The organism is Nocardiopsis aegyptia (genome assembly GCF_013410755.1).
In the GTDB taxonomy this organism is placed as follows: domain Bacteria; phylum Actinomycetota; class Actinomycetes; order Streptosporangiales; family Streptosporangiaceae; genus Nocardiopsis; species Nocardiopsis aegyptia.
In genome coordinates this window covers 58017-75442 of record NZ_JACCFS010000001.1, presented here as the reverse complement: position 1 = coordinate 75442, position 17426 = coordinate 58017, and the positions used below count along the sequence as shown (strand labels likewise).

Here is a 17426-nt window from a genome sequence, read left to right as displayed (position 1 = left end):
CAACGACGACACCGAGAAGTAGCCACACGGCGGAACCATCGCAGCTAGGTGGCGACGGGGCTCAGGGCAGTTTTTGGCTCTGGGCCCCGCTCTCGTTCGTGACTACTGACATCCCCCGTGCTCGCGTCCACTGCCATGTTCGTGCTCGTCAACAGCTGCCTGGGATCGAGCGCTCAGCCGAACTGGCCGGGCTGGTAGGAACCCGCGGCAGTCCCTGCCATGAGGTTGAGCCGGTTGGCGGTGTTGATGAGGGCGATGACGGACACGAGGGCGGCGAGCTGTTCCTCGTCGTAGTGCTCGGCGGCGTTCTCCCACGCCTCGTCGGTGACGCCTCCGGCGGCGTCGGCGATGCGGGTGCCCTGCTCGGTCAGTTCGAAGGCGGCGCGCTCGGCGTCGGTGAAGACGGTGGCCTCGCGCCAGGCGGCCACGAGGTTGATGCGGGTCTGGTCCTCACCGGCGTGCGCGGCGTCCTTGGTGTGCATGTCGGTGCAGGCGCCGCAGCCGTTGATCTGGCTGGCGCGCAGGGTGATCAGGTGCTGGGTGGACACCGGCAGGTTCGAGGCCGCGAGCGCCCTGCCCGCCCCGGCCAGGTGTTTCATGACCGAGGTCGCGACGGTGCTCTCGAAGAGGTCGAGCCGTGCTGTCATGGTGGTCTCCCTTGCTGTGTCGGTTGCCCACGAGACGCCGCCCGACGGGAGGCTGTGACGGGTCGGACGGGATTCCGTCGAAGTGATCCGGGACACACGAGGGCTCGACCGGGCACGCGACGGGGGCGACCGCGCCCCCCATGGACGGTCGCCCCCGCTGTGCCCCGGGCCGGTGCGTCAGGCGAACTGGCCGGGCCGGTAGTCGCCTGCGGGATTCTGGATCATGACGTTCAGCCGGTTGAACGCGTTGATGAGGGCGATCCCGGCCACCAGGGCGGCGAGCTGCTCCTCGTCGTAGTGCTTGGCGGCGTTCTCCCAGGCCTCGTCGGTGACACCGCCCGCGGCGTCGGCGATGCGGGTGCCCTGCTCGGCCAGTTCCAGGGCGGCGCGCTCGGCGTCGGTGAAGGCCGTCGCTTCGCGCCAGGCGGCCACCAGGTTGAGGCGAGTGGGGTCCTCTCCGGCGTGGACGGCCTCCTTGTAGTGCATGTCGACGCAGAAGCCGCAGCCGTTGATCTGGCTGGCCCGCAGCCGCACGAGTTCCTGGGTGGCGAGGGGGACGGTCGAGTCGGCCAGGACCCTGCTCGCCGCCACGAAGTGCTTCATGACCTTGGTCGAGAGCTCACTGCCGAAGGGGTTGATTCTGGGCTGCACGGTGGTCTCCTTGCCGTCTGCGCGGTGCCTGTCACCCAACTGACAGACCGGGCGGGCGGAATGTGACAGCCTGTCGGTCCGAGTGGGGGTGATGTGGGCCACACGTCAATGTCGCGAAGCGCTCGGGCCGGTGTTCGAGCTCACCTGCCTGCTGTGGTCCGTGGTGCGTGAAGACGGCGTGTCCTATCGTGGCGTGATGAACGACGATCCCCCGCAGAACCCTGCGCACCGCCCCACCCCTCCCCGGGCATACGGCCGAGTCGAGCAGCCCCACCCGTACGCCCACTCCGCTCCGGCGCGGCCGATACCGCCCAAGCGCCCTTCGAACGCGCTCGGGGTCCTGTCGATCGTGTTCGGCATCCTCGCCGGGTTCGCGGGCGTGGTGATCGTCATCCTTCCGTACTTGTTGTTCGTCCTTGGAGGCGGCGGAAACGCCGAGGGGTTCGACGACTTCGCCAGAGCGTTCGGATACACGGGCGGGGCAGTCGTGTTCGCAGGGCTCCTGCTCTTCGTGTTCGGCATCGTCCGCACGATCACCCGGAAAGGCGCCCGACGCAAGTGGGACGAGGAGTACCGCCGGACGTACTGACCGGCGGCAGCCCTCTGCCCCTGCCCTGGTGCGGGGTCGGGGACGAAGGATCAGCCGGAGGCGAACCCGAGCGCGACGACCTCCTCGCGCTCGACGACGAAGGACAGTGCGTTCGCTCCGTCCTACCCGTAGCCGCCGACGGCGAGGTCGCCCTCGGAGCGGCCCGGAGACCGGCGCCCGGGACGGGTCAGTGTTCCTCCGATCGGGACCGCCGGTCGGGGGCGCCGGCGGTTTGCGCGTCCGAGCGGTGCCGCAGGGAGAGCAGGAAGCCCACGCCCAGCACGATGGCCACGCCGATGGCCGTGTACCAGGTGAAGCCCACCAGGCCCGGCTGGAACAGGAACAGCCACGCCATCGTGGCCACGGCGGCGGCGAAGGAGACCACGGCGTCGAGCTGCCGGGCGCGGCGCACCCACAGGCCCAGCAGGAACGCGCCGAGCAGACCCCCGTAGGTCAGGCTCGCCACCGACAGCCCCAGTTCGACCACGGGGTTGTCGGTACCGGTGAACAGCGCCGCCGAGCCGACGAACACCAGGCCCCAGCCCAGGGTGAACAGCCGTCCCAGGCGCAGCCCCTGGGCGTCGGAGAGCGTGCGGCGGCTGAACCTCTCGTACAGGTCGGCCATGGTCGAGGACGACAGCGCCGACAGCGACGAGGACAGCGTGCTCATGGCGCTGGCCATGATCCCGGCCAGCAGCAGGCCCGCCAGTCCGGCGGGCAGGCCCTGGACGATGAACGTCGGGAAGAGCTCGTCGGAGCCGGTCAGCCCGAGCTCCTCCACCGAGGCGCGCTCGAAGTAGGAGTACAGCGCCAGGCCCACGGTCAGGAACAGGGCGAACTGCGCGAACACCACCACGGCGCTGGTGATCACGGCCTTCTGCGCGTCGCGCAGGGTCCGGCAGCCCAGCAGGCGCTGCACGATGATCTGGTCGGCGCCGTGGGAGGCGGTGGAGAGCAGGGCGCCGCCCAGTACGGCCGTGACCGTGGCGTAGGGGGACGAGATGGGATTCGAGGTGAAGTCCAGGAACCGGGTCTTGCCCTCCTCGGCGGCCACCGCGAGGAAGTTCACGTCCAGGCCGCTGGAGATGACCGCCAGCGCGATCGTGCCGCCGACCAGGTACAGGGCCATCTGGAGCACGTCGACCCACACCACGGCCCGGATCCCGCCGATGAGGGTGTACACGACGGTCACCGCCCCGAGCAGCGCGATGATCGCGAAGTAGGACAGGTGCAGCCCGAGGGAGTCCAGCACGATCTTCATCGGGATGGCGGCGGCGAACAGCCGGACCCCGTCGGCGAGCAGCCGCGTGAACAGGAACGCGACCGATGCGGTGCTCTGCATGCCGCGGCCGAAGCGCTCGCCGAGGTAGGCGTAGGCCGTGGTCATCTCGCCCCGGTAGTAGCGGGGGAGCAGCAGGAACGCGACGACGATCCGCCCGACGAGGTAGCCCAGGGCGACCTGGAGGAACGTGACGTCGCCCAGGTAGGCGACGCCGGGGACGCTGATGACGGTCAGGGCGCTGGTCTCGGTGGCCACCACCGACAGGCACACCGCCCACCAGGGGAGCTGCCGGTTGCCGATGAAGTAGTCCCGGGTGGTGCGCTGGCGGCCGGACAGCCTCAGTCCGAGCCAGGCCGAACACAGCAGGTAGAGGGCGATGACCACGAGATCGAGGGTGTGCACTGCGGGCCTCCTGGGGGGCGGGGGGGACAGGGGTGCTCACGCGCAGCGGATCCGAGTCAGGGGCCGGGGCCTCCACGCGTAGGCGGCGAGGTGCGACGGCGGCCGGTTCGGGGAGCCGTAGCGGGCCGGCGCCGGGGGCCAGGCGCCCGGCGACCGGTGCGCGGCGGGCCCCGGTGCAGGCGGGTACGGAACCGGCCAGGCCGTGCCAGGTGAGGAAGCCGATGAGGGCGAACAGGTAGGCCTCCTTGGCGTCGCCGTCCAGGCCCAGCGCTGCGGAGGTGACCAGTCGTGCCGGGCGCAGCCGTGCGGCGAGGCGCTCCATCAGGACGGGGTTGCGGACCCCGCCGCCGGAGGCCGCCACCTCGGCCACCGCGAACGGGCGCAGCGCGTCCGCGACGGTCACGGCGGTCAGCTCCGCGAGGGTGGCCAGCAGGTCGGCGTCCGAGGGCACACGGACCCTCCGCAGCGCGGCGTCGAGGTGGGCGGGGCCGAACCGTTCCAGCCCGGTCGACTTCGGCGGGGCCAGCGCGTAATAGGGATCGGCGAGCAGGTGGTCCAGCAGGGCGGTGTCGGGTGTGCCGGAGCGGGCGAGCGCGCCACCCGAGTCGATGCCGGCCCGGCCGCCGGTCACCCGGCGCACGGCGGCGTCCATGAGGGCGTTGGCGGGACCGGTGTCGAACGCCTGTGGTGGGGCTCCGTCGCGCACGACGGTGACGTTGGCGATGCCGCCGAGGTTGAGCGCGGCGGCCGGTGCACTGCGGTCGGTGAGGAGGAGGCTGTCCAGGAGCGCGGCCAGCGGGGCGCCCTGGCCCCCGGCGGCCACGTCGGCCGTTCGCAGGTCGGAGACCACCGGAAGGCCGGTGGCCTCGGCGATCCACGCGGGCTGGCCGAGCTGGAGGGTGCCGTGGACCCGGGCGCCCTCGGCCCAGTGGAACAGGGTCTGCCCGTGCGAGGCGACCAGTGCGGCCCGACCGCCGGTGAACTCCTCGCAGCCGCGACGGGCGGCTTCGGCGAACTCCTGGCCGACCCCGGTGTCGATCCGGCAGACGGCCTCCATGGTGGTGGCCGCCGGGGGAAGCGCGTCCCGGATCGCCCGGCGGAGCCCGGGGGAGTAGGGCGTGGTGCCGTGCCCGAGCGGGGTCAGACGGACGAGGTCGCCCTCCAGGTGAAGGTCGGCGGCGGCGACATCGATCCCGTCGGCCGAGGTACCAGAGGACAACCCGAGGACGATCATGCGGCTCCCGCGAGGGTGGGCGGATTCCGGGTGTATACCCGGCGCGCCCCGCCCACACCCGCGTGAACCATCGGGCCCCGTCACCACAGTGACGGGGCCCGATGCCGCAAGACGGGAAAGCGGGGGTCAGCCCGAGACGCGCACCGCGTCGACCAGGGCGGACCACTCCCGGGCCTTGAAGGTCAGGTGCCCCAACTCCCGATTTTGAGTGTCCCGAACGCTGGTGACCCGGTCTTCCTTGACTTCGACACAGGCCCCTGTGTTTCCGCTGTAGGTCGATGTGTGCCAGTCCGTCACGTCGTCTCTCCCAGTGAAGCGATGAAGTCGATGGATTCGTTCGGTGAGAGCGCCATGCTCTGTAGCGCGCTGAACCGTTGCTGGCAGTCTGCCACCACGGAAACATCGGTGATCACATGTCCTCCGCCCGGTGCCTCCGCGTACACAAGGGACTCCACAGGCGTCATCCGCATGATCATGAAAGCCCAGTCCATCGCGCTGTGAGCCCCTCGGTCGAAAGGGAGAACCTGGAGCCGCAGATGGGGCATGCGTGCCCGCGCGATGAGCGCCTTGTACTGGTCTTTCATCACGTCGGCTCCGCCTACTGACCTGCGCAGAGCACCTTCCTCGACTACGAACAGCGCTAGCGGGGGGTTCTCCCGATCGAGGATCTTCTGGCGATCCATCCTCCTCTTCAGTCGCTCCTCCAGCTCCTGTTGGCCCTGTGGTGGGAACGAGGCCCACATGACGGCTCGTGCGTAGCTTTCGATTTGGAGGAGTCCGGGTGCGACCTGGGGCTGAAAATCCTGGATCACCTGGGTCTTCCGCTCGATTTCGACGAACTTCTCCAGCCACCAGGGCTGCGTCTGCTTGGCCCCTGGCCACAGGTTCAGTAGTCCGCCGTTGCATTTCAGGGCCCTGTCGGCGAGTTCGGCGAACTTCTTCGAGGGCCGCCGAATGCCTCGTTCTACCGCCCCGACCTGCTGTTTCGACGTGCCCGTCAGTCGCCCGATGTCCAATTGGGACATATCGGCCAAAGTTCTCAGTCGCCGGAGTTCGGAGCCGAATTGGTTGATAGCGGCCTGCTCTGACGGTGTGGTCTTGGGAGGCATGGATACATGCAACCACACGTGGCTACGCATGAACACTGGATGCTCGAAAAGCGATTCAATATCCGGCCACAGTTGGAACCACAATGCCCAGTTCGTGCATGGTGGATTCACGGAATCGGATCGGAGAGAGATGCTCCGCTATTCGTAGCCCGGTCCATCGGTTGTGGCCGGGAGCGGACCACCCGGGCTTGGTCGGGCAGACGTGGTCCCGGGTGGTGCGCCCGTTGAGTCCCCACTCCCATGTGAAAAGGGTGAGAACGTGCCTGATCGTACCGAACGCCGGACCGCGACAACCATCATTCGCGGACGTCGGAACACCAATGAGCAGCGGATCTGGAGGAATCTCCGATGACCACCATCGCGACGCCCCTCCTCGATCCTCCCCGCCGGCTGGTGACCGCTTCCCCCGAGCATTCCGGACTCATCATCGGTCACCACCTCGGCTACGTTTCGGTCGTCCGCAGGTGGGTCGCCCAATCCGCGCGGGTCACGCCGACGCTCGGGCACGACATGTGCGTCGCGGCCAGCGAACTCACCACCAACGCACTCCTGTACACCCGCAGCGGGCTTCCCGGCGGGCACACGACCATCGAACTCCTCCACCGCTCGGCGACCGTGGTCCTGCGGGTCACCGACGAGGGGGCCTGCGACCGCGAGAACCCCTCCTTCCCCAGTCCTCTCCGAAGCCGGGCGGACGTCGAAGGCGGCAGGGGACTGCCCCTGGTGGAACGGCTCGCCGACTACTGGGAATGGGACCACACCCCGGTCGGTGTGAGCGTGCGCGCGGTGTTCTCCCGCTCGCGATCCGCGTGACCAGAGGCGTCAGACCTCAGGCGTTGCGGTGCAACCGCCGCAGCGCCAGTCCCACCTGGAGGCGCAACCGCCCCGGCACGTCACGGACGGGCCAGCCCAGCACGCGCTCGGCCCGTCCCACGCTCTCCTGGAGCGTCGAGTGGTGCGTGCCCAGCGCGGTGGCGGCGGCCCGCAGGCTCGGCGCGGCCGCCACCGCGTCCAACGCCTCCAGGAGCACCGGGCTCTCACGACCGACACGGTCCAGGGACACCACGTCGGGGACGGGCTCGACGCCACGGCTCACGGCGTCCGCCAGCAGGAGCAGCCCGCCCAGCTCGTCGGCGTAGGCCACGCGCGGACCCGGATCCATGCCCGTGCCCTCGGCGGTGAAGCGCAGCGCCCGCCGGGCATCCGCCCAGGAGTCGGGAAGCCCGGGAACAACGACCGCCGGCCCGACCCCGGCACGCTTCGATCCGGGTACGGGCGCCTCGGTGGCGATCACGACGCGCGCCGCCTCGTCCAGGACCGCCACCGCGCGCACCCGGGCCTGGGCGGCGATCCCCAGTCGCCGGGCCGCCCGCACCCGGACGGACTCGGCGACGTGCGCGTCGACCAAAACCCCGGTGAGCGCCTCCCGACTGCCCTGGACCGGCCCCGTCAGCTCCAGGTGCGCACGCAGAGCCGCCGAGGCCCGCTCCAGCACCATGGCTCCGACGGGACCTGGATCACCCGTGCGCTCCAGCCACAGAGTGCCGCCCACGGCCCGGACCGGAACGGAACACCAGGACGGATCGGGGTCGGACGTGGCCCGGTCCACTGACCCGTCCGGCGTCACGCGCAGCGCCACGCCGCGCGAGCGGTCCACGAACCCGGCGGGGACGCCCGTCAGCACGGCCGCGCCCCGCACGAGCGGTTCGACGCCCGCACCCGCCAGGGAATCGAAGTAGGCGATCACCCGGACGGCCTCGCCCGCCTCGGGGTCGAGTGCCGAGATCCTGCCGAGCAGTTCCCTCATGAACCCATTGTGCCGCTCATGCCGCTGATCAGGCCCCCAGCACCCGTCGCAGCCAGGCCGGGCGCTGGGCGGTCGCGCTCATGCTCAGGGCCGCCTGCGGGAGGAAGCCGTCGAATCCGTGGAAGCCGCCCGGCCACACGTGCAGTTCGGCCGAACCACCCGCCGCCCAGATCGCCGACGCGTACGCCACGACCTCGTCGCGGAAGGTCTCGGCCGAGCCCACGTCCAGGAACGCCGGCGGCAGCCCGGACAGATCCTCGGCGCGCGCCGGAGCCGCGTACGGGGACACGTCCGGCCCGCCACGGCCCTCGCCCAGGAGCGCCGTCCACCCGGTCTCGTTGGAGGTCCGGTCCCACACGCCCACACCGGCCATCTGGTGCGCGGACACCGAGTCGTTCCGGTCGTCCAGCATCGGACAGACCAGGAGCTGGCCCACGAGCCGGGGCCCGCCCCGGTCGCGGGCCAGCAGGGCGGTGGCCGCGGCCAGCCCACCGCCCGCGCTGCCTCCCCCGACCACGACGCGGTCGGAGTCGATGTTCAGCTTCTCCGCGTTCGCGACCACCCACACCAGGCCCGTGTAGCAGTCCTCCACCGGCGCGGGGTGCGGATGCTCCGGTGCCAGCCGGTAGTCCACCGACACCACGGCCATGCCCAGTTCCCGGGCCGTCTCCAACAAGCCGGAGATCTCGTAGCCCCGGTGCGAGCCCAGCACCATCCCACCGCCGTGGATCCAGTACAGGGCACTGGTGGGGGCGGGCGCGTCCGTGGGCCGCCACACGATGATCGGAACGTCGGGTGCGCCCTCGGGGCCGGGAACCTCGTGGGCCTCCTCGGTGAACGCCCCGTCCAGGGTCAGGTCGTCGGGGGCCTGGAAGAGCGGCGCGTCGTCCATCCCCGCCGACCGCATCTGCTGGACCATCTCGATGGTGACGCTGGGCGGCACCTGCTCGTTGATCACGGTCAGGGCGGCGGCCAGCTCGGGGTCGAACGGCGGGCGGGCTGGGGTCGTCATGGGAGTCTCCCGACGTCGGTGGTGCGCGGTGTGGCCTGCGTCACCATTGTCGATCCGAAGTGCCGGGACGGGCAGCGCCGTACGGCGGGGTACGCCCGCCATACGGCGGTTCCCGGACAGGTAGGATTCGGCGCACCGAGCGAGCGCGGTGAACCCTCTGCCCCGGAGTTCACGCCGCGGCGGATTCCGAGCCCAGGACTGAGAGCATGGCCGCGACTCACGACTTCCAGATCCCGTACTCACTGAACCACGTGTGGAACAGCCTGCCCGCTGCCGTACAGCGCTGCACCAGGGCCTCCGGCAGGGGGAATCCGGTGCCCGGCGGTGGCTACCGCTACGCCTTCTCCACCGGGATGAGCATGCTCACCTGGGGTTTCAGCGTGTTCGTCGATCTGCATCCCCTCCCTCAGGGGACGAACCTGCGCATCTCGCCCAAGATGAACTTCGGTGTCTTCGACTGGGGTGAGGGCCGGGAGGTCGCCACCGAGCTGCACCACCACCTCATGCAGACGCTCCAGGCCTCGCCCGGCGCGGGTCCCGCACCCGGCCGAGCCGCCGGCCCGGGGTATCCGGGCCCCGGCCCCCAGCAGGGCCACCCCGGCCAGGCCCCTCGTCCCGGTCCTGCGCCCGGTCCGCACCAGGGTCCCCCTCCACACCAGCGTCCGGGCCCGCACCAGGGCCCGCCCCCGGGCCGCGGTCCCGGATACGGCCATGGGCATCCCGGCCAGGGCTACGGCCCCGGTCCGGGCCCCGCGCGCTAGCGGAGCCCGGACCGGGCGGCGAGGACTACCGGCCCAGCGCCTCGGCGATGGCGACGTGGACGGGCGGCAGCCGGTCGGCGCCGTCGTCGACCGCCCACACGCACTCCTGGAGCACCCGCACCAGCGTCCACGCCCGTGCGCGGTCGCGCTCCAGGCCCGCGACCTCCGTCAGCAGGTCGAAGCGGCGCCGCGTCTCCCGCCGTGCGTCACCCGTGGCCACCGCCTCCTCCCAGCGGTTGTCCAGAGCGGGCTCCAGGTCGAACGCGGGATCGCCCGCCAGCGGCTTGGGGTCGATGGCCAGCCATGGTTCGCGTCCGGTGCCGGGCAGCGGGGCCAGGACGTTCTCGTAGTGCAGATCCCAGTGCAGCAGCCGGTCACCCGGCTCCGCCGCGATCTCGCGCGCCCGCGCCGCCAGGTGCGCCAACAGCGCCCGGTCACGGTCCGGAAGCGGCCGCGCGGCCACGATCGTCTCGGCCCGCTCCGCCAGGTCCAGGGTCACCGCGCCCAGACCCCGCAGCCCGGCGGGCGCCGGACGGGCGGTCAGCCGGGCCAGCAGCCCGCCGATCACCGTCAGTGCCTCGGTGATCTCCACGCGGGACAGGTCCCGGCCGGGGGAGAGGGGCTCCAGCAGCATCGCCCCGGTGGCCGGGTCGTGGTCCACAAGGCGTACGGCGCCGTCGCCCGCCCACGCGGCGAGCGCGATCGGCTCGCCCTCGGTCTCCTCGTCCACCGGCTGCATCTTGAGCATGGCCGCGGAGCCGTCCGCGCGCCGGACCGGCACGACCAGGGACACCAGGCCGTGCATGGGGGCGCCGCTGGGCCGCAGACCCCACAGGTCGCACTGGCGTGCCGTCAGCCCTGGCAGGGCGGCGGTCCACTCCGGTCCGAAGATCTCGGTCGTGCTCGCGGCCAGCGCGGCGGGCACGGTGATGGCGGGGGTGGTTTCACGCATGTCGGTCCTCTCCTTCGTCCTGGGGGTTCGTGGTGACGAAGGAGGACGGGCGGAGCACGGGCCTAACGCATACCGAACACCTCGATGATCGCTCCACAGCGGTGCCGGCCCTACCGGGCCGGTGCACACTCCTGGTGCCGCACCGGCGGTGGGCGAATCAGGGCTCGCGCGTGCGGCCCACCGCGTCGAAGGCCGCCTCCAGCAGCTCCCCGAGGGGGACATCCCCGTCCGCACGGGCCCAAGCCTCTCCTGCGATGTCCAGGCAGGCGATGGCGGACGCGACCAGGGAACGGGCGCGCACGTCCGGCCACTGCTCCACTGCGTGCTCGCCGGCGAGCCGGCGCCGGACCTCGGGGACGATCTGCTCCTGCCACTGCAGGTGCTTCTCGAAGCATCGGGACCTGAGCGAGGGCGTCTCGTACATCATCTTCGTGACCTTTAGCCTGCGCTCGTGGTCGTGGGAGGGGCCGGAGACGCTCAGCACGACGTTGCGCAGCGCGGTCCAGGGGGGCTCGGACTCGGGCCGCTCCTCCAGTGCGCGCCGGGCCTCCTCGCCCTCGCGTACCAGGTCGCTGAGCACGATGTCCTCCTTGGTGCCGAAGTACCGGAAGAACGACCGCCGCGAGATGCCGGAGGCGCTCGCGATCTCGTCGATCGTCGTGGCATCGAAGCCCTGGCTCAGGAAAAGGCGCATCGCGATGTCGGTGATCTCCGCGTAGGCAGCGCGTCGCGTCCGCGTCCATAGGCGCTCGGGGTTCGTCTCTCCGGGTTTCACCCCTCGATCGTATCCACATGCACCGCGATGACTCATTGACACTCAGTGCCAGGCAGTCATACGGTGACAGCAATCGACGGGAAGAGGCAAGATGCAAGCGATCGACTATCGCGCACAGACGGTTCTGATCACGGGGGCGAGCTCGGGCCTGGGAGCCGAGTTCGCCCGACAGCTCGCCGCACGCAGCGCCGACGTGGTGCTTGTCGCGCGCCGCCTCGACCGGCTGGAGAAACTCGCGGGAGAAATCGCCGAGAGGTACGGGACCGGGGCCATCCCGATCTCCATGGACCTGGCGGAGCCCCGGGTCGGAGAGACCCTCGACCGGGAACTGGCCGCACGGGGCACCCAGGTCACGGGCGTCGTCAACAACGCGGGGTTCGCTACCTACGGCCCCTTCCACGAGGAGGACCGGGAACGGCTGGCCGCCGAGATCGCCGTGGACATCACCAGCGTCGTCGACATCAGCCGCACCTTCATCGGGCGCCTGCGCGAGCGCGGCCACGGGTTCCTGGTCAACGTCGCGAGCATGGCGGGCTATCAGGCGGCCCCCTCCCTGGCCGTCTACGGCGCCGCCAAGGCGTTCGTCCTCTCCTTCACCGAGGCGCTGTGGTACGAGGCACGCGGCACGGGCCTGCGAGTGCTGGCGCTGTCGCCCGGAGCCACCCAGACCGAGTTCTTCGAGGTCGCGGGGGAGGGCGCGGACGGGGGTTCACGCAGGATGACGGCGAAGGCGGTCGTGGAGACGGCCCTGGCCGCGCTCGACCGGCGCAACCCCCCGCCCAGCGTGGTCGCCGGCCGGTCCAACCGGCTCTCCCTGCTGCTCACGCGCTTCGTCAGCCGCAGACGGACCACCATGGTCCTGGGAAGGATGATGGGCGGCGCGCGCAAGGACCGGTGAGGTATCTCGGAGTCGTTCACCCCCGACGCCGGTCACCGGGCGCCGTGCGGGCCACACTGACGCGCACGCGCGCCGCCGGCGCCCCGAACCGACTCGGACCGCCTCGGGCCGCCATGCGCACCGACACCACCCGGCTCCGGCCCGAAGATCTCGGTCGTACTCGCGGCCAGCGCGGCCAGCGCGGCGGGCACGGTGATGGCGGGGGTGGTTTCACGCATGTCGCTTCTCTCCTTCATCCTGGGGTGGTTCGTGGTGACGAAGGAGGAGGGGCGGAGCACGGGTCTAGCGCATACCGAACACCTCGAATGGTCGCTGTCCAACGCTCCGACCCTACCGATGCGACCGCCCTACGGAGAAGGAGCCCATGAGCACCCCACCATCCGACGACGAGCTCTGGCAGGCGTTCGTCGAGGCAGAGCGGGAGACGATCCGCCGCCGAGCCGACTTCTCCAACGCGGCCCGCGACCGGCCGGGGATCCTCAGAGCCGCCCTGACCGCGGGTGCGGGGCCCTGGCAGCGGCGCGCCGCGCTCGACTTCCTCGCGGCACGCTCGGACGACGTCCCGGCCCTCCTCGAAGAACTCGTCGACCTCTCCCTGTCCCACGGCTGGGCTCCGGCGGCCCGACGGGCCATCGCGGGCCTGCCGAAGGACGACCTGGTGCCCCTGCTCGCACCGCTCGTGCTGGAGCACCTCGACACCGCCGACGACGACGAGTACCTGCGCCTGGTGGAACTCCTCGTCCACGTCGGAGCGTGGGACCTGCTCGGCCGACTCGTGGCCCGCGCGCCGGTCACCGACGACCCCGACACCCGCGAAGCGGCCGACGACCTCACGGAGTCCTACAGTCCGATGTGGCGCGCCGAGACGGACTGACCCGCGCACCGCCCCCGGCACACCCGCGCTCGCCGCGGTGCGTCCCCGCGCCCGCCCCGCTTGCCGGGCCGTGGGCCTTCGTACCGTCGTACAGCCACGGGACGTTCTGCGTCCGCCTCGCCGGTCACGCCGCGGCCCGCGCGCACCACGGTCTTCGGACGCTTCCCCGGGCGGGCCGCGCGCCCGCGCACCGTCACACGGTCTCGGGACGCTCCGCGCCGGCCTCCCCGGGCAGGATGAGGGCTGCGCCCTCACCCCCGTACACCAGCGACCAGGGCTGCTCACCGGCCCCCGCCGTGAGCCGACCCGCCTCGCACCCGTCCGCGAACACCTCCGCCGCGACCTCGGCGAACATCGCGGCGGCGGGATGCGCGCCCTCCGCCGGATACACCGCCTCGGTCCTGCGCAGCAGCGGCGCCCCCGCCAGGGGCCGCCAGGCCAGACGCGGCTCCCGGGCGGCCGTGGCCGCGGTCTCCAGGGCCACTCCACGTCCGGCCAGCACCAGGCCCAAGAGGAAGTCCGCGTCCCCGGCCTCCCGTACCCGGGGCGGCACCCATCCGTGGTCCCGGCACACCGCCAGCACCCGCTCGAACCACTCCGGCGCGGCCGTGCGCGCCGACACCACCAGGTCCCGCCCCGCCAGGTCGGCCAGGGCCACCTCCCGGGCGCGCGCCCACACCGAGTCCCGCGGCACGACCGCGCCCACCGGCGCGCTGCGCACCAGGCGTCCCACCAGGTCCGCGCCCTCGAAGGGCGCCGTGACCAGACCCGTGTCCGCCGTGCCCGCGCCCAGCGCCCGCACCAGCTCCGCGCCGTTCATCTCGCCCAGGTCCACGTCCAGGTCGGGCGCCCGTTCGGCCATCCCCGTCAGCAGGCCCCGCAGTTCCACCGCCGACGTCCCCGGCGGCACGCCCGCGCGCAGGGCGCCCAGCTCACCGTCGCGCACCCGCCGCATCGTCTCCCGCAGCCGGGCCTCGGCGCCCACGACCAGCCGCGCCTGGTCGACGAGCAGCCGACCCGCCGGAGTCAGCTCCACCCGCCGCCGCGAGCGGTCGAACAGGACCACGCCCAGTTCGTCCTCCAGTCGGCGCACCGACTGGCTCAGCGCCGGCTGGGCGATCCCCAGCTCCAGCGCCGCGTCGCCGAAGTGCCCCTCCCGCGCGACCACGAGGAAGTACCGCAGATGACGTCCGAGATCCACGCGCCGACCCTATCCGGCGGCGTCGCTACCGTAGCCGGGGTGAGCACCACCGACACCCCCGCGCCGCGCGTGCACGTCCGCGACATCGACGGCACCGGCGAACTCGGCCACCGCGCCGACGAACCCCTCGCCCTGGCCTCCGTGGCCAAGGTCCTCATCACCCTGGAGTTCGCCCGACAGGCCGCCACCGGCGCACTCGACCCGGCCGAGCGGGTCGTGGCCCGACGGGAGGACCGCCTCGGCGGCTCGGGCACGGCCGGGTTCGCCGACGACGTGGAGCTGTCCCTGCGCGACTGCGCCAACCTCGCCATGACCATCAGCGACAACACCGCCGCCGACCTCATCGAGGCGCGCGTGGGCACCGAACCGGTCGACCTGCTCGTGCGGGAGCTGGGCCTGGAGCACACGCGCTTCGTCGGAGGGCCGCGCGCCCTGCTGCGCGCCATGCTCGACGACGCCCGCGCCACCGGAGCCGATCCCGCGGCCCCGCGCCCGCCGGACCCCGCCCGGGTCACCTCCAGCACGCCGCGCGACCTCACCCGCCTGCTCCAGCTCGTGTGGACCGACGCCGCCGCGCCGCCGCGGGCCTGCGCCTTCGTGCGCGAACTCATGGCGCGCCAGCTCGTGCGGACCCGCCTGGGGTCGGCCTTCGCGCCCCCGATCCGCGTCAGCGGCAAGACCGGCACCCTGCCCGGCCTGCGCATGGAGGCCGGCGTCGTGGAGTACCCCGACGGCCACCGCTACGCCGTCGCCGTGGCGGCGGTGGGCGCCCAGGCCCACGGTCACGGGCCCGAGGTCGACGCCGCCCTGGGTCGGGCCGCCCGCGCCGCGGTGGAGCGCCTGCGCGGGCGGCCCGGAACCGATCCGCGCGCCCCCGCGCCCCCGGCCGGCCCCGCTGACGTCATCCGATAGGCGAACGCCTATCACCGGAGCCGCCGGAGTTATTGGACGCCTGGTCGGAGCCCGTGGTCAGCTGTGCCCCGTTCACCCCGCAGTCGAGGAGACGAGGTCGCACATGTCCATGGATAGACGAGGATTCCTGCGCGGAGCCGCCGCGAGCGGTGCCCTGGCACCCCTGCTCGGGAGCACGGCCGCCGCCGCGGCCGCGGCGGCACCCCGGCCGAGGGCGGGACAGGGACCGTCCTACCGCTGGCTGGGCGTCAGCGGCTGGCGGATCGACCTGCCCGAGCGCTCGGTCCTGGTCGACCCCTACCTCTCCCGCTTCGACACCGGCCTGTTCGATCCCGAACGGCCCTTCGACTCCGCCACCGGGCTGACCGTCGACACGGCCGTGGTGGACGAGCACACCGCCGACATCGGCGCGGACGGGCTCATCCTGGTCACGCACGCGCACTGGGACCACTTCGCCGACGTGCCCCACATCGCCACCACCACCGAGGCCCGGGTCGTGGGCACGCTCACCACCGGCCTGCTCGCCCAGGCGATGGGCGTGCCCGCCGGGAAGACCTCCCCGGTCAAGGGCGGCGAGGTGCTCGACTTCGGGGACTGCGTCGTCGAGGTCGTCCCCTCCCTGCACAGCCGCAACCGCAACCACTCCCTGGCCTTCCCCGGCCACCGGTCTGAGGTCCCCCAGCCCGCCCCGGCCACCATCGCCGACCTGCCCGAGGGCGACACCCTCGCCTTCCAGGTCACGCCCGCCTCCGGCCCCTCGGCCTTCTTCATGGGCGGCAGCGACTTCGTGGAGCGCGCCGTCGGCGGGCTCGCCCCCGACATCGCCATGGTCGCGCTGCCCAACACCTCCAGCACCCACGAGTACGTGCCCCGCCTGCTGGAGGCGCTGGACCGCCCCCGCACCGTCGTGCCCGTCCACTGGGACCACTTCGAGCGCCCGCTCACCAACCCGCCCGTGGACGGCACCGGCGAGGGCATGAGCGTGGAGGAGTTCACCCGGATCGTGCGCCGGGTCTCCCCGCACTCGACCGTGCGCGTACCGGAGTACCTGACTCCCGTCACCTACTCCTGAGCCCGGGTCCGCGCGCCGGAAGCCGCCGCACCCGGGACCGGCCGTCGGCGCGCGGGACCGCACCGTGCCGTCAGCGCCGCACCCGGGACCGGCCGCCGGCCCCCGGGGCCGTTCGTGTGGCCGAGCGCTCCGAGGGCTCCCGGGAGAGCGCGTCCACCATGCCCCACAGGGCCGGTTTGGGCGCGTAGTCCTCGTCGAAGGGCGTGGCCGCGCCATAGCCGGGGAACCACTCGGGAATCCACGAGTGGGCGTCGCTGACGCCCCACACGGTCACCCCCTGGCAGGCCGGGACGTCCAGGCACGCCGCCACCACGTGGCGGAACTCCTCCCGCTGCTCCTGGACGGCCTCCTCCGACACCGGTTCGGCGATGCGCACGTCCAGTTCGGTGACGGTCACCTCCAGGCCCAGGTCGGTGAAGCGGGTCATCGTCTCGGCCAGGTTCTCCGGGACCTGGCCGTGCACGAAGTGGCTCTGGAACCCGATGCCGTGCAGCGGCACCCCGCGGTCCAGCAGGTCGGCGGCCAGCGCGTACAGGGCGTCGGCCTTGGCCCCGCCGCCCTCGATGTTGAACTCGTTGATGTAGAGCCGCGCCTGGGGATCGACCTCGTGCGCCATGCGCAGCGCCTCGGCGATGTAGTCCTCGCCCAGCACCTGGTACCACAGGTTCTCGCGCAGGAAGGGCCCGCCGTCCTCGAACGGCTCGTTGATGACGTCCCACGCCCCGATCCGGCCCTGGTAGCGCCCCATGAGCGCCTCCATGTGCTCGCGCAGGACCCCGCGCAGTTCGTCGGAGGTCCACTCGCCCTGCGACAGCCACTCCGGCTGCTGGTTGTGCCACAGCAGGGTGTGCCCGCGCACGTTCATCCCGCGGTCCTCGGCGAAGCCGACGACCGCGTCCGGGCCGCTCCAGTCGAACACGCCGCGCTCGGGCTGGACGTGCTCCCACTTCATGGTGTTCTCGGCGGTCACCGACGTGTAGTGCCCCTCGACCACGTCCTGGTAGTCGCCGTCCCGCAGCAGCGGCTCGACCGCCACCGCCACGCCCAGGTCCACGCCGTGGGCCCGGGCCAGCGCGGGCAGGTCCCCCGAGCCCGGCGGCGGGCCGTCATCGGCCCAGGGCTGGGTGAGCGCCAGCAGCGCCGTCGCGCACATGATCGCTGTACATCCGGCCACGGCCATGACGAGGACCGCCCTTCCCCGGGTTCGCGACCGCCGCCGCGGACCGGCCCCCCTTCCGCCCGCCCCCA

19 protein-coding genes and 1 pseudogene are annotated in these 17426 nt (G+C 72.2%); 7 read left to right on the top strand and 13 right to left on the bottom strand.

Going from position 1 to position 17426, the window contains the following annotated elements:
* Positions 1–173: 173 nt before the first annotated feature.
* Positions 174–647, bottom strand: coding sequence for a carboxymuconolactone decarboxylase family protein (locus tag HNR10_RS00365; protein ID WP_179819891.1), 474 nt, complete (start codon positions 645–647; stop codon positions 174–176).
* A 177-nt stretch (positions 648–824) separates the two neighbouring features.
* Positions 825–1250 (bottom strand): carboxymuconolactone decarboxylase family protein, encoded by a 426-nt coding sequence (locus tag HNR10_RS00360; RefSeq protein WP_218898181.1) that lies wholly within the window; start codon positions 1248–1250, stop codon positions 825–827.
* 244 nt (positions 1251–1494) lie between these two features.
* Here HNR10_RS00360 and HNR10_RS00355 point away from each other — a divergent pair, with 244 nt between their 5' ends.
* Entirely contained in the window at positions 1495–1887 is a 393-nt protein-coding gene (locus HNR10_RS00355) for a DUF4064 domain-containing protein (protein WP_218897573.1), read from the top strand.
* A gap of 187 nt (positions 1888–2074) precedes the next feature.
* On the opposite strand, the gene HNR10_RS00350 is transcribed toward HNR10_RS00355, so the two are convergent.
* The 4 genes and pseudogenes from HNR10_RS00350 to HNR10_RS00340 all read right to left on the bottom strand — a co-directional run bounded on the left by HNR10_RS00350 (position 2075) and on the right by HNR10_RS00340 (position 5914).
* Entirely contained in the window at positions 2075–3571 is a 1497-nt protein-coding gene (locus HNR10_RS00350; RefSeq protein ID WP_179819886.1) for a sodium:solute symporter, read from the bottom strand.
* Between the two features lie 64 nt (positions 3572–3635).
* Positions 3636–4805: pseudogene (locus tag HNR10_RS00345) on the bottom strand (anhydro-N-acetylmuramic acid kinase); the annotation flags it as partial.
* Positions 4806–4931: 126 nt separating this feature from the next.
* Positions 4932–5102 (bottom strand): DUF397 domain-containing protein, encoded by a 171-nt coding sequence (locus HNR10_RS30905; RefSeq protein ID WP_312889015.1) that lies wholly within the window; start codon positions 5100–5102, stop codon positions 4932–4934.
* Complete coding sequence (locus tag HNR10_RS00340; RefSeq protein ID WP_246405983.1) at positions 5099–5914, bottom strand: helix-turn-helix domain-containing protein; 816 nt, start codon at positions 5912–5914, stop codon at positions 5099–5101. Before HNR10_RS00340 ends, HNR10_RS30905 begins: the two co-directional genes overlap by 4 nt.
* Positions 5915–6262: 348 nt before the next feature.
* On the opposite strand from HNR10_RS00340, the gene HNR10_RS00335 reads away from it, so the two are divergent.
* The gene (locus HNR10_RS00335) at positions 6263–6727 is read left to right on the top strand and encodes an ATP-binding protein (protein WP_179819884.1); all 465 of its coding nucleotides are present in this window, start codon (positions 6263–6265) and stop codon (positions 6725–6727) included.
* Between the two features lie 16 nt (positions 6728–6743).
* On the opposite strand, the gene HNR10_RS00330 is transcribed toward HNR10_RS00335, so the two are convergent.
* Positions 6744–7721: a helix-turn-helix domain-containing protein gene (locus HNR10_RS00330; RefSeq protein ID WP_179819882.1), complete on the bottom strand. Its 978-nt coding sequence runs from the start codon at positions 7719–7721 to the stop codon at positions 6744–6746.
* 28 nt (positions 7722–7749) lie between these two features.
* Complete coding sequence (locus HNR10_RS00325; protein WP_179819881.1) at positions 7750–8733, bottom strand: alpha/beta hydrolase; 984 nt, start codon at positions 8731–8733, stop codon at positions 7750–7752.
* A gap of 206 nt (positions 8734–8939) precedes the next feature.
* Between HNR10_RS00325 and HNR10_RS00320 the strand changes: the two genes are divergently transcribed.
* Positions 8940–9494, top strand: a complete 555-nt coding sequence (locus HNR10_RS00320; RefSeq protein ID WP_179819879.1) for a hypothetical protein — start codon at positions 8940–8942, stop codon at positions 9492–9494.
* Between the two features lie 25 nt (positions 9495–9519).
* Here HNR10_RS00320 and HNR10_RS00315 read toward each other — a convergent pair whose 3' ends face one another.
* Together HNR10_RS00315 and HNR10_RS00310 are read right to left on the bottom strand one after the other, a co-directional pair.
* Positions 9520–10446 (bottom strand): aminoglycoside phosphotransferase family protein, encoded by a 927-nt coding sequence (locus tag HNR10_RS00315; protein WP_179819877.1) that lies wholly within the window; start codon positions 10444–10446, stop codon positions 9520–9522.
* A 157-nt stretch (positions 10447–10603) separates the two neighbouring features.
* Positions 10604–11221, bottom strand: a complete 618-nt coding sequence (locus HNR10_RS00310) for a TetR family transcriptional regulator (RefSeq protein ID WP_179819876.1) — start codon at positions 11219–11221, stop codon at positions 10604–10606.
* Between the two features lie 91 nt (positions 11222–11312).
* Here HNR10_RS00310 and HNR10_RS00305 point away from each other — a divergent pair, with 91 nt between their 5' ends.
* Positions 11313–12119: an SDR family NAD(P)-dependent oxidoreductase gene (locus HNR10_RS00305; RefSeq protein WP_179819874.1), complete on the top strand. Its 807-nt coding sequence runs from the start codon at positions 11313–11315 to the stop codon at positions 12117–12119.
* Between the two features lie 32 nt (positions 12120–12151).
* Here HNR10_RS00305 and HNR10_RS00300 read toward each other — a convergent pair whose 3' ends face one another.
* Complete coding sequence (locus HNR10_RS00300) at positions 12152–12337, bottom strand: hypothetical protein (RefSeq protein WP_179819872.1); 186 nt, start codon at positions 12335–12337, stop codon at positions 12152–12154.
* Positions 12338–12483: 146 nt separating this feature from the next.
* Between HNR10_RS00300 and HNR10_RS00295 the strand changes: the two genes are divergently transcribed.
* The gene (locus tag HNR10_RS00295; protein ID WP_179819870.1) at positions 12484–12993 is read left to right on the top strand and encodes a hypothetical protein; all 510 of its coding nucleotides are present in this window, start codon (positions 12484–12486) and stop codon (positions 12991–12993) included.
* 193 nt (positions 12994–13186) lie between these two features.
* Here HNR10_RS00295 and HNR10_RS00290 read toward each other — a convergent pair whose 3' ends face one another.
* On the bottom strand, positions 13187–14194 hold the full coding sequence (locus HNR10_RS00290; RefSeq protein ID WP_179819869.1) for a LysR family transcriptional regulator: 1008 nt from the start codon (positions 14192–14194) through the stop codon (positions 13187–13189).
* Between the two features lie 39 nt (positions 14195–14233).
* Here HNR10_RS00290 and HNR10_RS00285 point away from each other — a divergent pair, with 39 nt between their 5' ends.
* Positions 14234–15106 carry a serine hydrolase gene (locus tag HNR10_RS00285; protein WP_312889013.1) on the top strand — a complete coding sequence of 291 codons (873 nt, stop codon included), beginning with the start codon at positions 14234–14236 and terminating at the stop codon, positions 15104–15106.
* A 109-nt stretch (positions 15107–15215) separates the two neighbouring features.
* The gene (locus tag HNR10_RS00280) at positions 15216–16178 is read left to right on the top strand and encodes an MBL fold metallo-hydrolase (RefSeq protein WP_246405981.1); all 963 of its coding nucleotides are present in this window, start codon (positions 15216–15218) and stop codon (positions 16176–16178) included.
* A gap of 70 nt (positions 16179–16248) precedes the next feature.
* Here HNR10_RS00280 and HNR10_RS00275 read toward each other — a convergent pair whose 3' ends face one another.
* Positions 16249–17331 (bottom strand): endo-1,4-beta-xylanase, encoded by a 1083-nt coding sequence (locus HNR10_RS00275; protein ID WP_246405979.1) that lies wholly within the window; start codon positions 17329–17331, stop codon positions 16249–16251.
* Positions 17332–17426: the final 95 nt, after the last annotated feature.

What these genes read in the sequence shown, in the direction of transcription:
- HNR10_RS00355 (WP_218897573.1), top strand. Translation starts at nt 1,495, where the DNA reads ATGAACGACGATCCCCCGCAGAACCCTGCGCACCGCCCCACCCCTCCC.
- HNR10_RS00280 (WP_246405981.1), top strand. Translation starts at nt 15,216, where the DNA reads ATGGATAGACGAGGATTCCTGCGCGGAGCCGCCGCGAGCGGTGCCCTG.
- HNR10_RS00295 (WP_179819870.1), top strand. Translation starts at nt 12,484, where the DNA reads ATGAGCACCCCACCATCCGACGACGAGCTCTGGCAGGCGTTCGTCGAG.
- HNR10_RS00340 (WP_246405983.1), bottom strand. Translation starts at nt 5,914, where the DNA reads ATGCCTCCCAAGACCACACCGTCAGAGCAGGCCGCTATCAACCAATTC.
- HNR10_RS00360 (WP_218898181.1), bottom strand. Translation starts at nt 1,250, where the DNA reads ATGAAGCACTTCGTGGCGGCGAGCAGGGTCCTGGCCGACTCGACCGTC.
- HNR10_RS00335 (WP_179819884.1), top strand. Translation starts at nt 6,263, where the DNA reads ATGACCACCATCGCGACGCCCCTCCTCGATCCTCCCCGCCGGCTGGTG.
- HNR10_RS00315 (WP_179819877.1), bottom strand. Translation starts at nt 10,446, where the DNA reads ATGCGTGAAACCACCCCCGCCATCACCGTGCCCGCCGCGCTGGCCGCG.
- HNR10_RS00320 (WP_179819879.1), top strand. Translation starts at nt 8,940, where the DNA reads ATGGCCGCGACTCACGACTTCCAGATCCCGTACTCACTGAACCACGTG.
- HNR10_RS00275 (WP_246405979.1), bottom strand. Translation starts at nt 17,331, where the DNA reads ATGTGCGCGACGGCGCTGCTGGCGCTCACCCAGCCCTGGGCCGATGAC.
- HNR10_RS00330 (WP_179819882.1), bottom strand. Translation starts at nt 7,721, where the DNA reads ATGAGGGAACTGCTCGGCAGGATCTCGGCACTCGACCCCGAGGCGGGC.
- HNR10_RS00365 (WP_179819891.1), bottom strand. Translation starts at nt 647, where the DNA reads ATGACAGCACGGCTCGACCTCTTCGAGAGCACCGTCGCGACCTCGGTC.
- HNR10_RS00300 (WP_179819872.1), bottom strand. Translation starts at nt 12,337, where the DNA reads ATGCGTGAAACCACCCCCGCCATCACCGTGCCCGCCGCGCTGGCCGCG.
- HNR10_RS00325 (WP_179819881.1), bottom strand. Translation starts at nt 8,733, where the DNA reads ATGACGACCCCAGCCCGCCCGCCGTTCGACCCCGAGCTGGCCGCCGCC.
- HNR10_RS00305 (WP_179819874.1), top strand. Translation starts at nt 11,313, where the DNA reads ATGCAAGCGATCGACTATCGCGCACAGACGGTTCTGATCACGGGGGCG.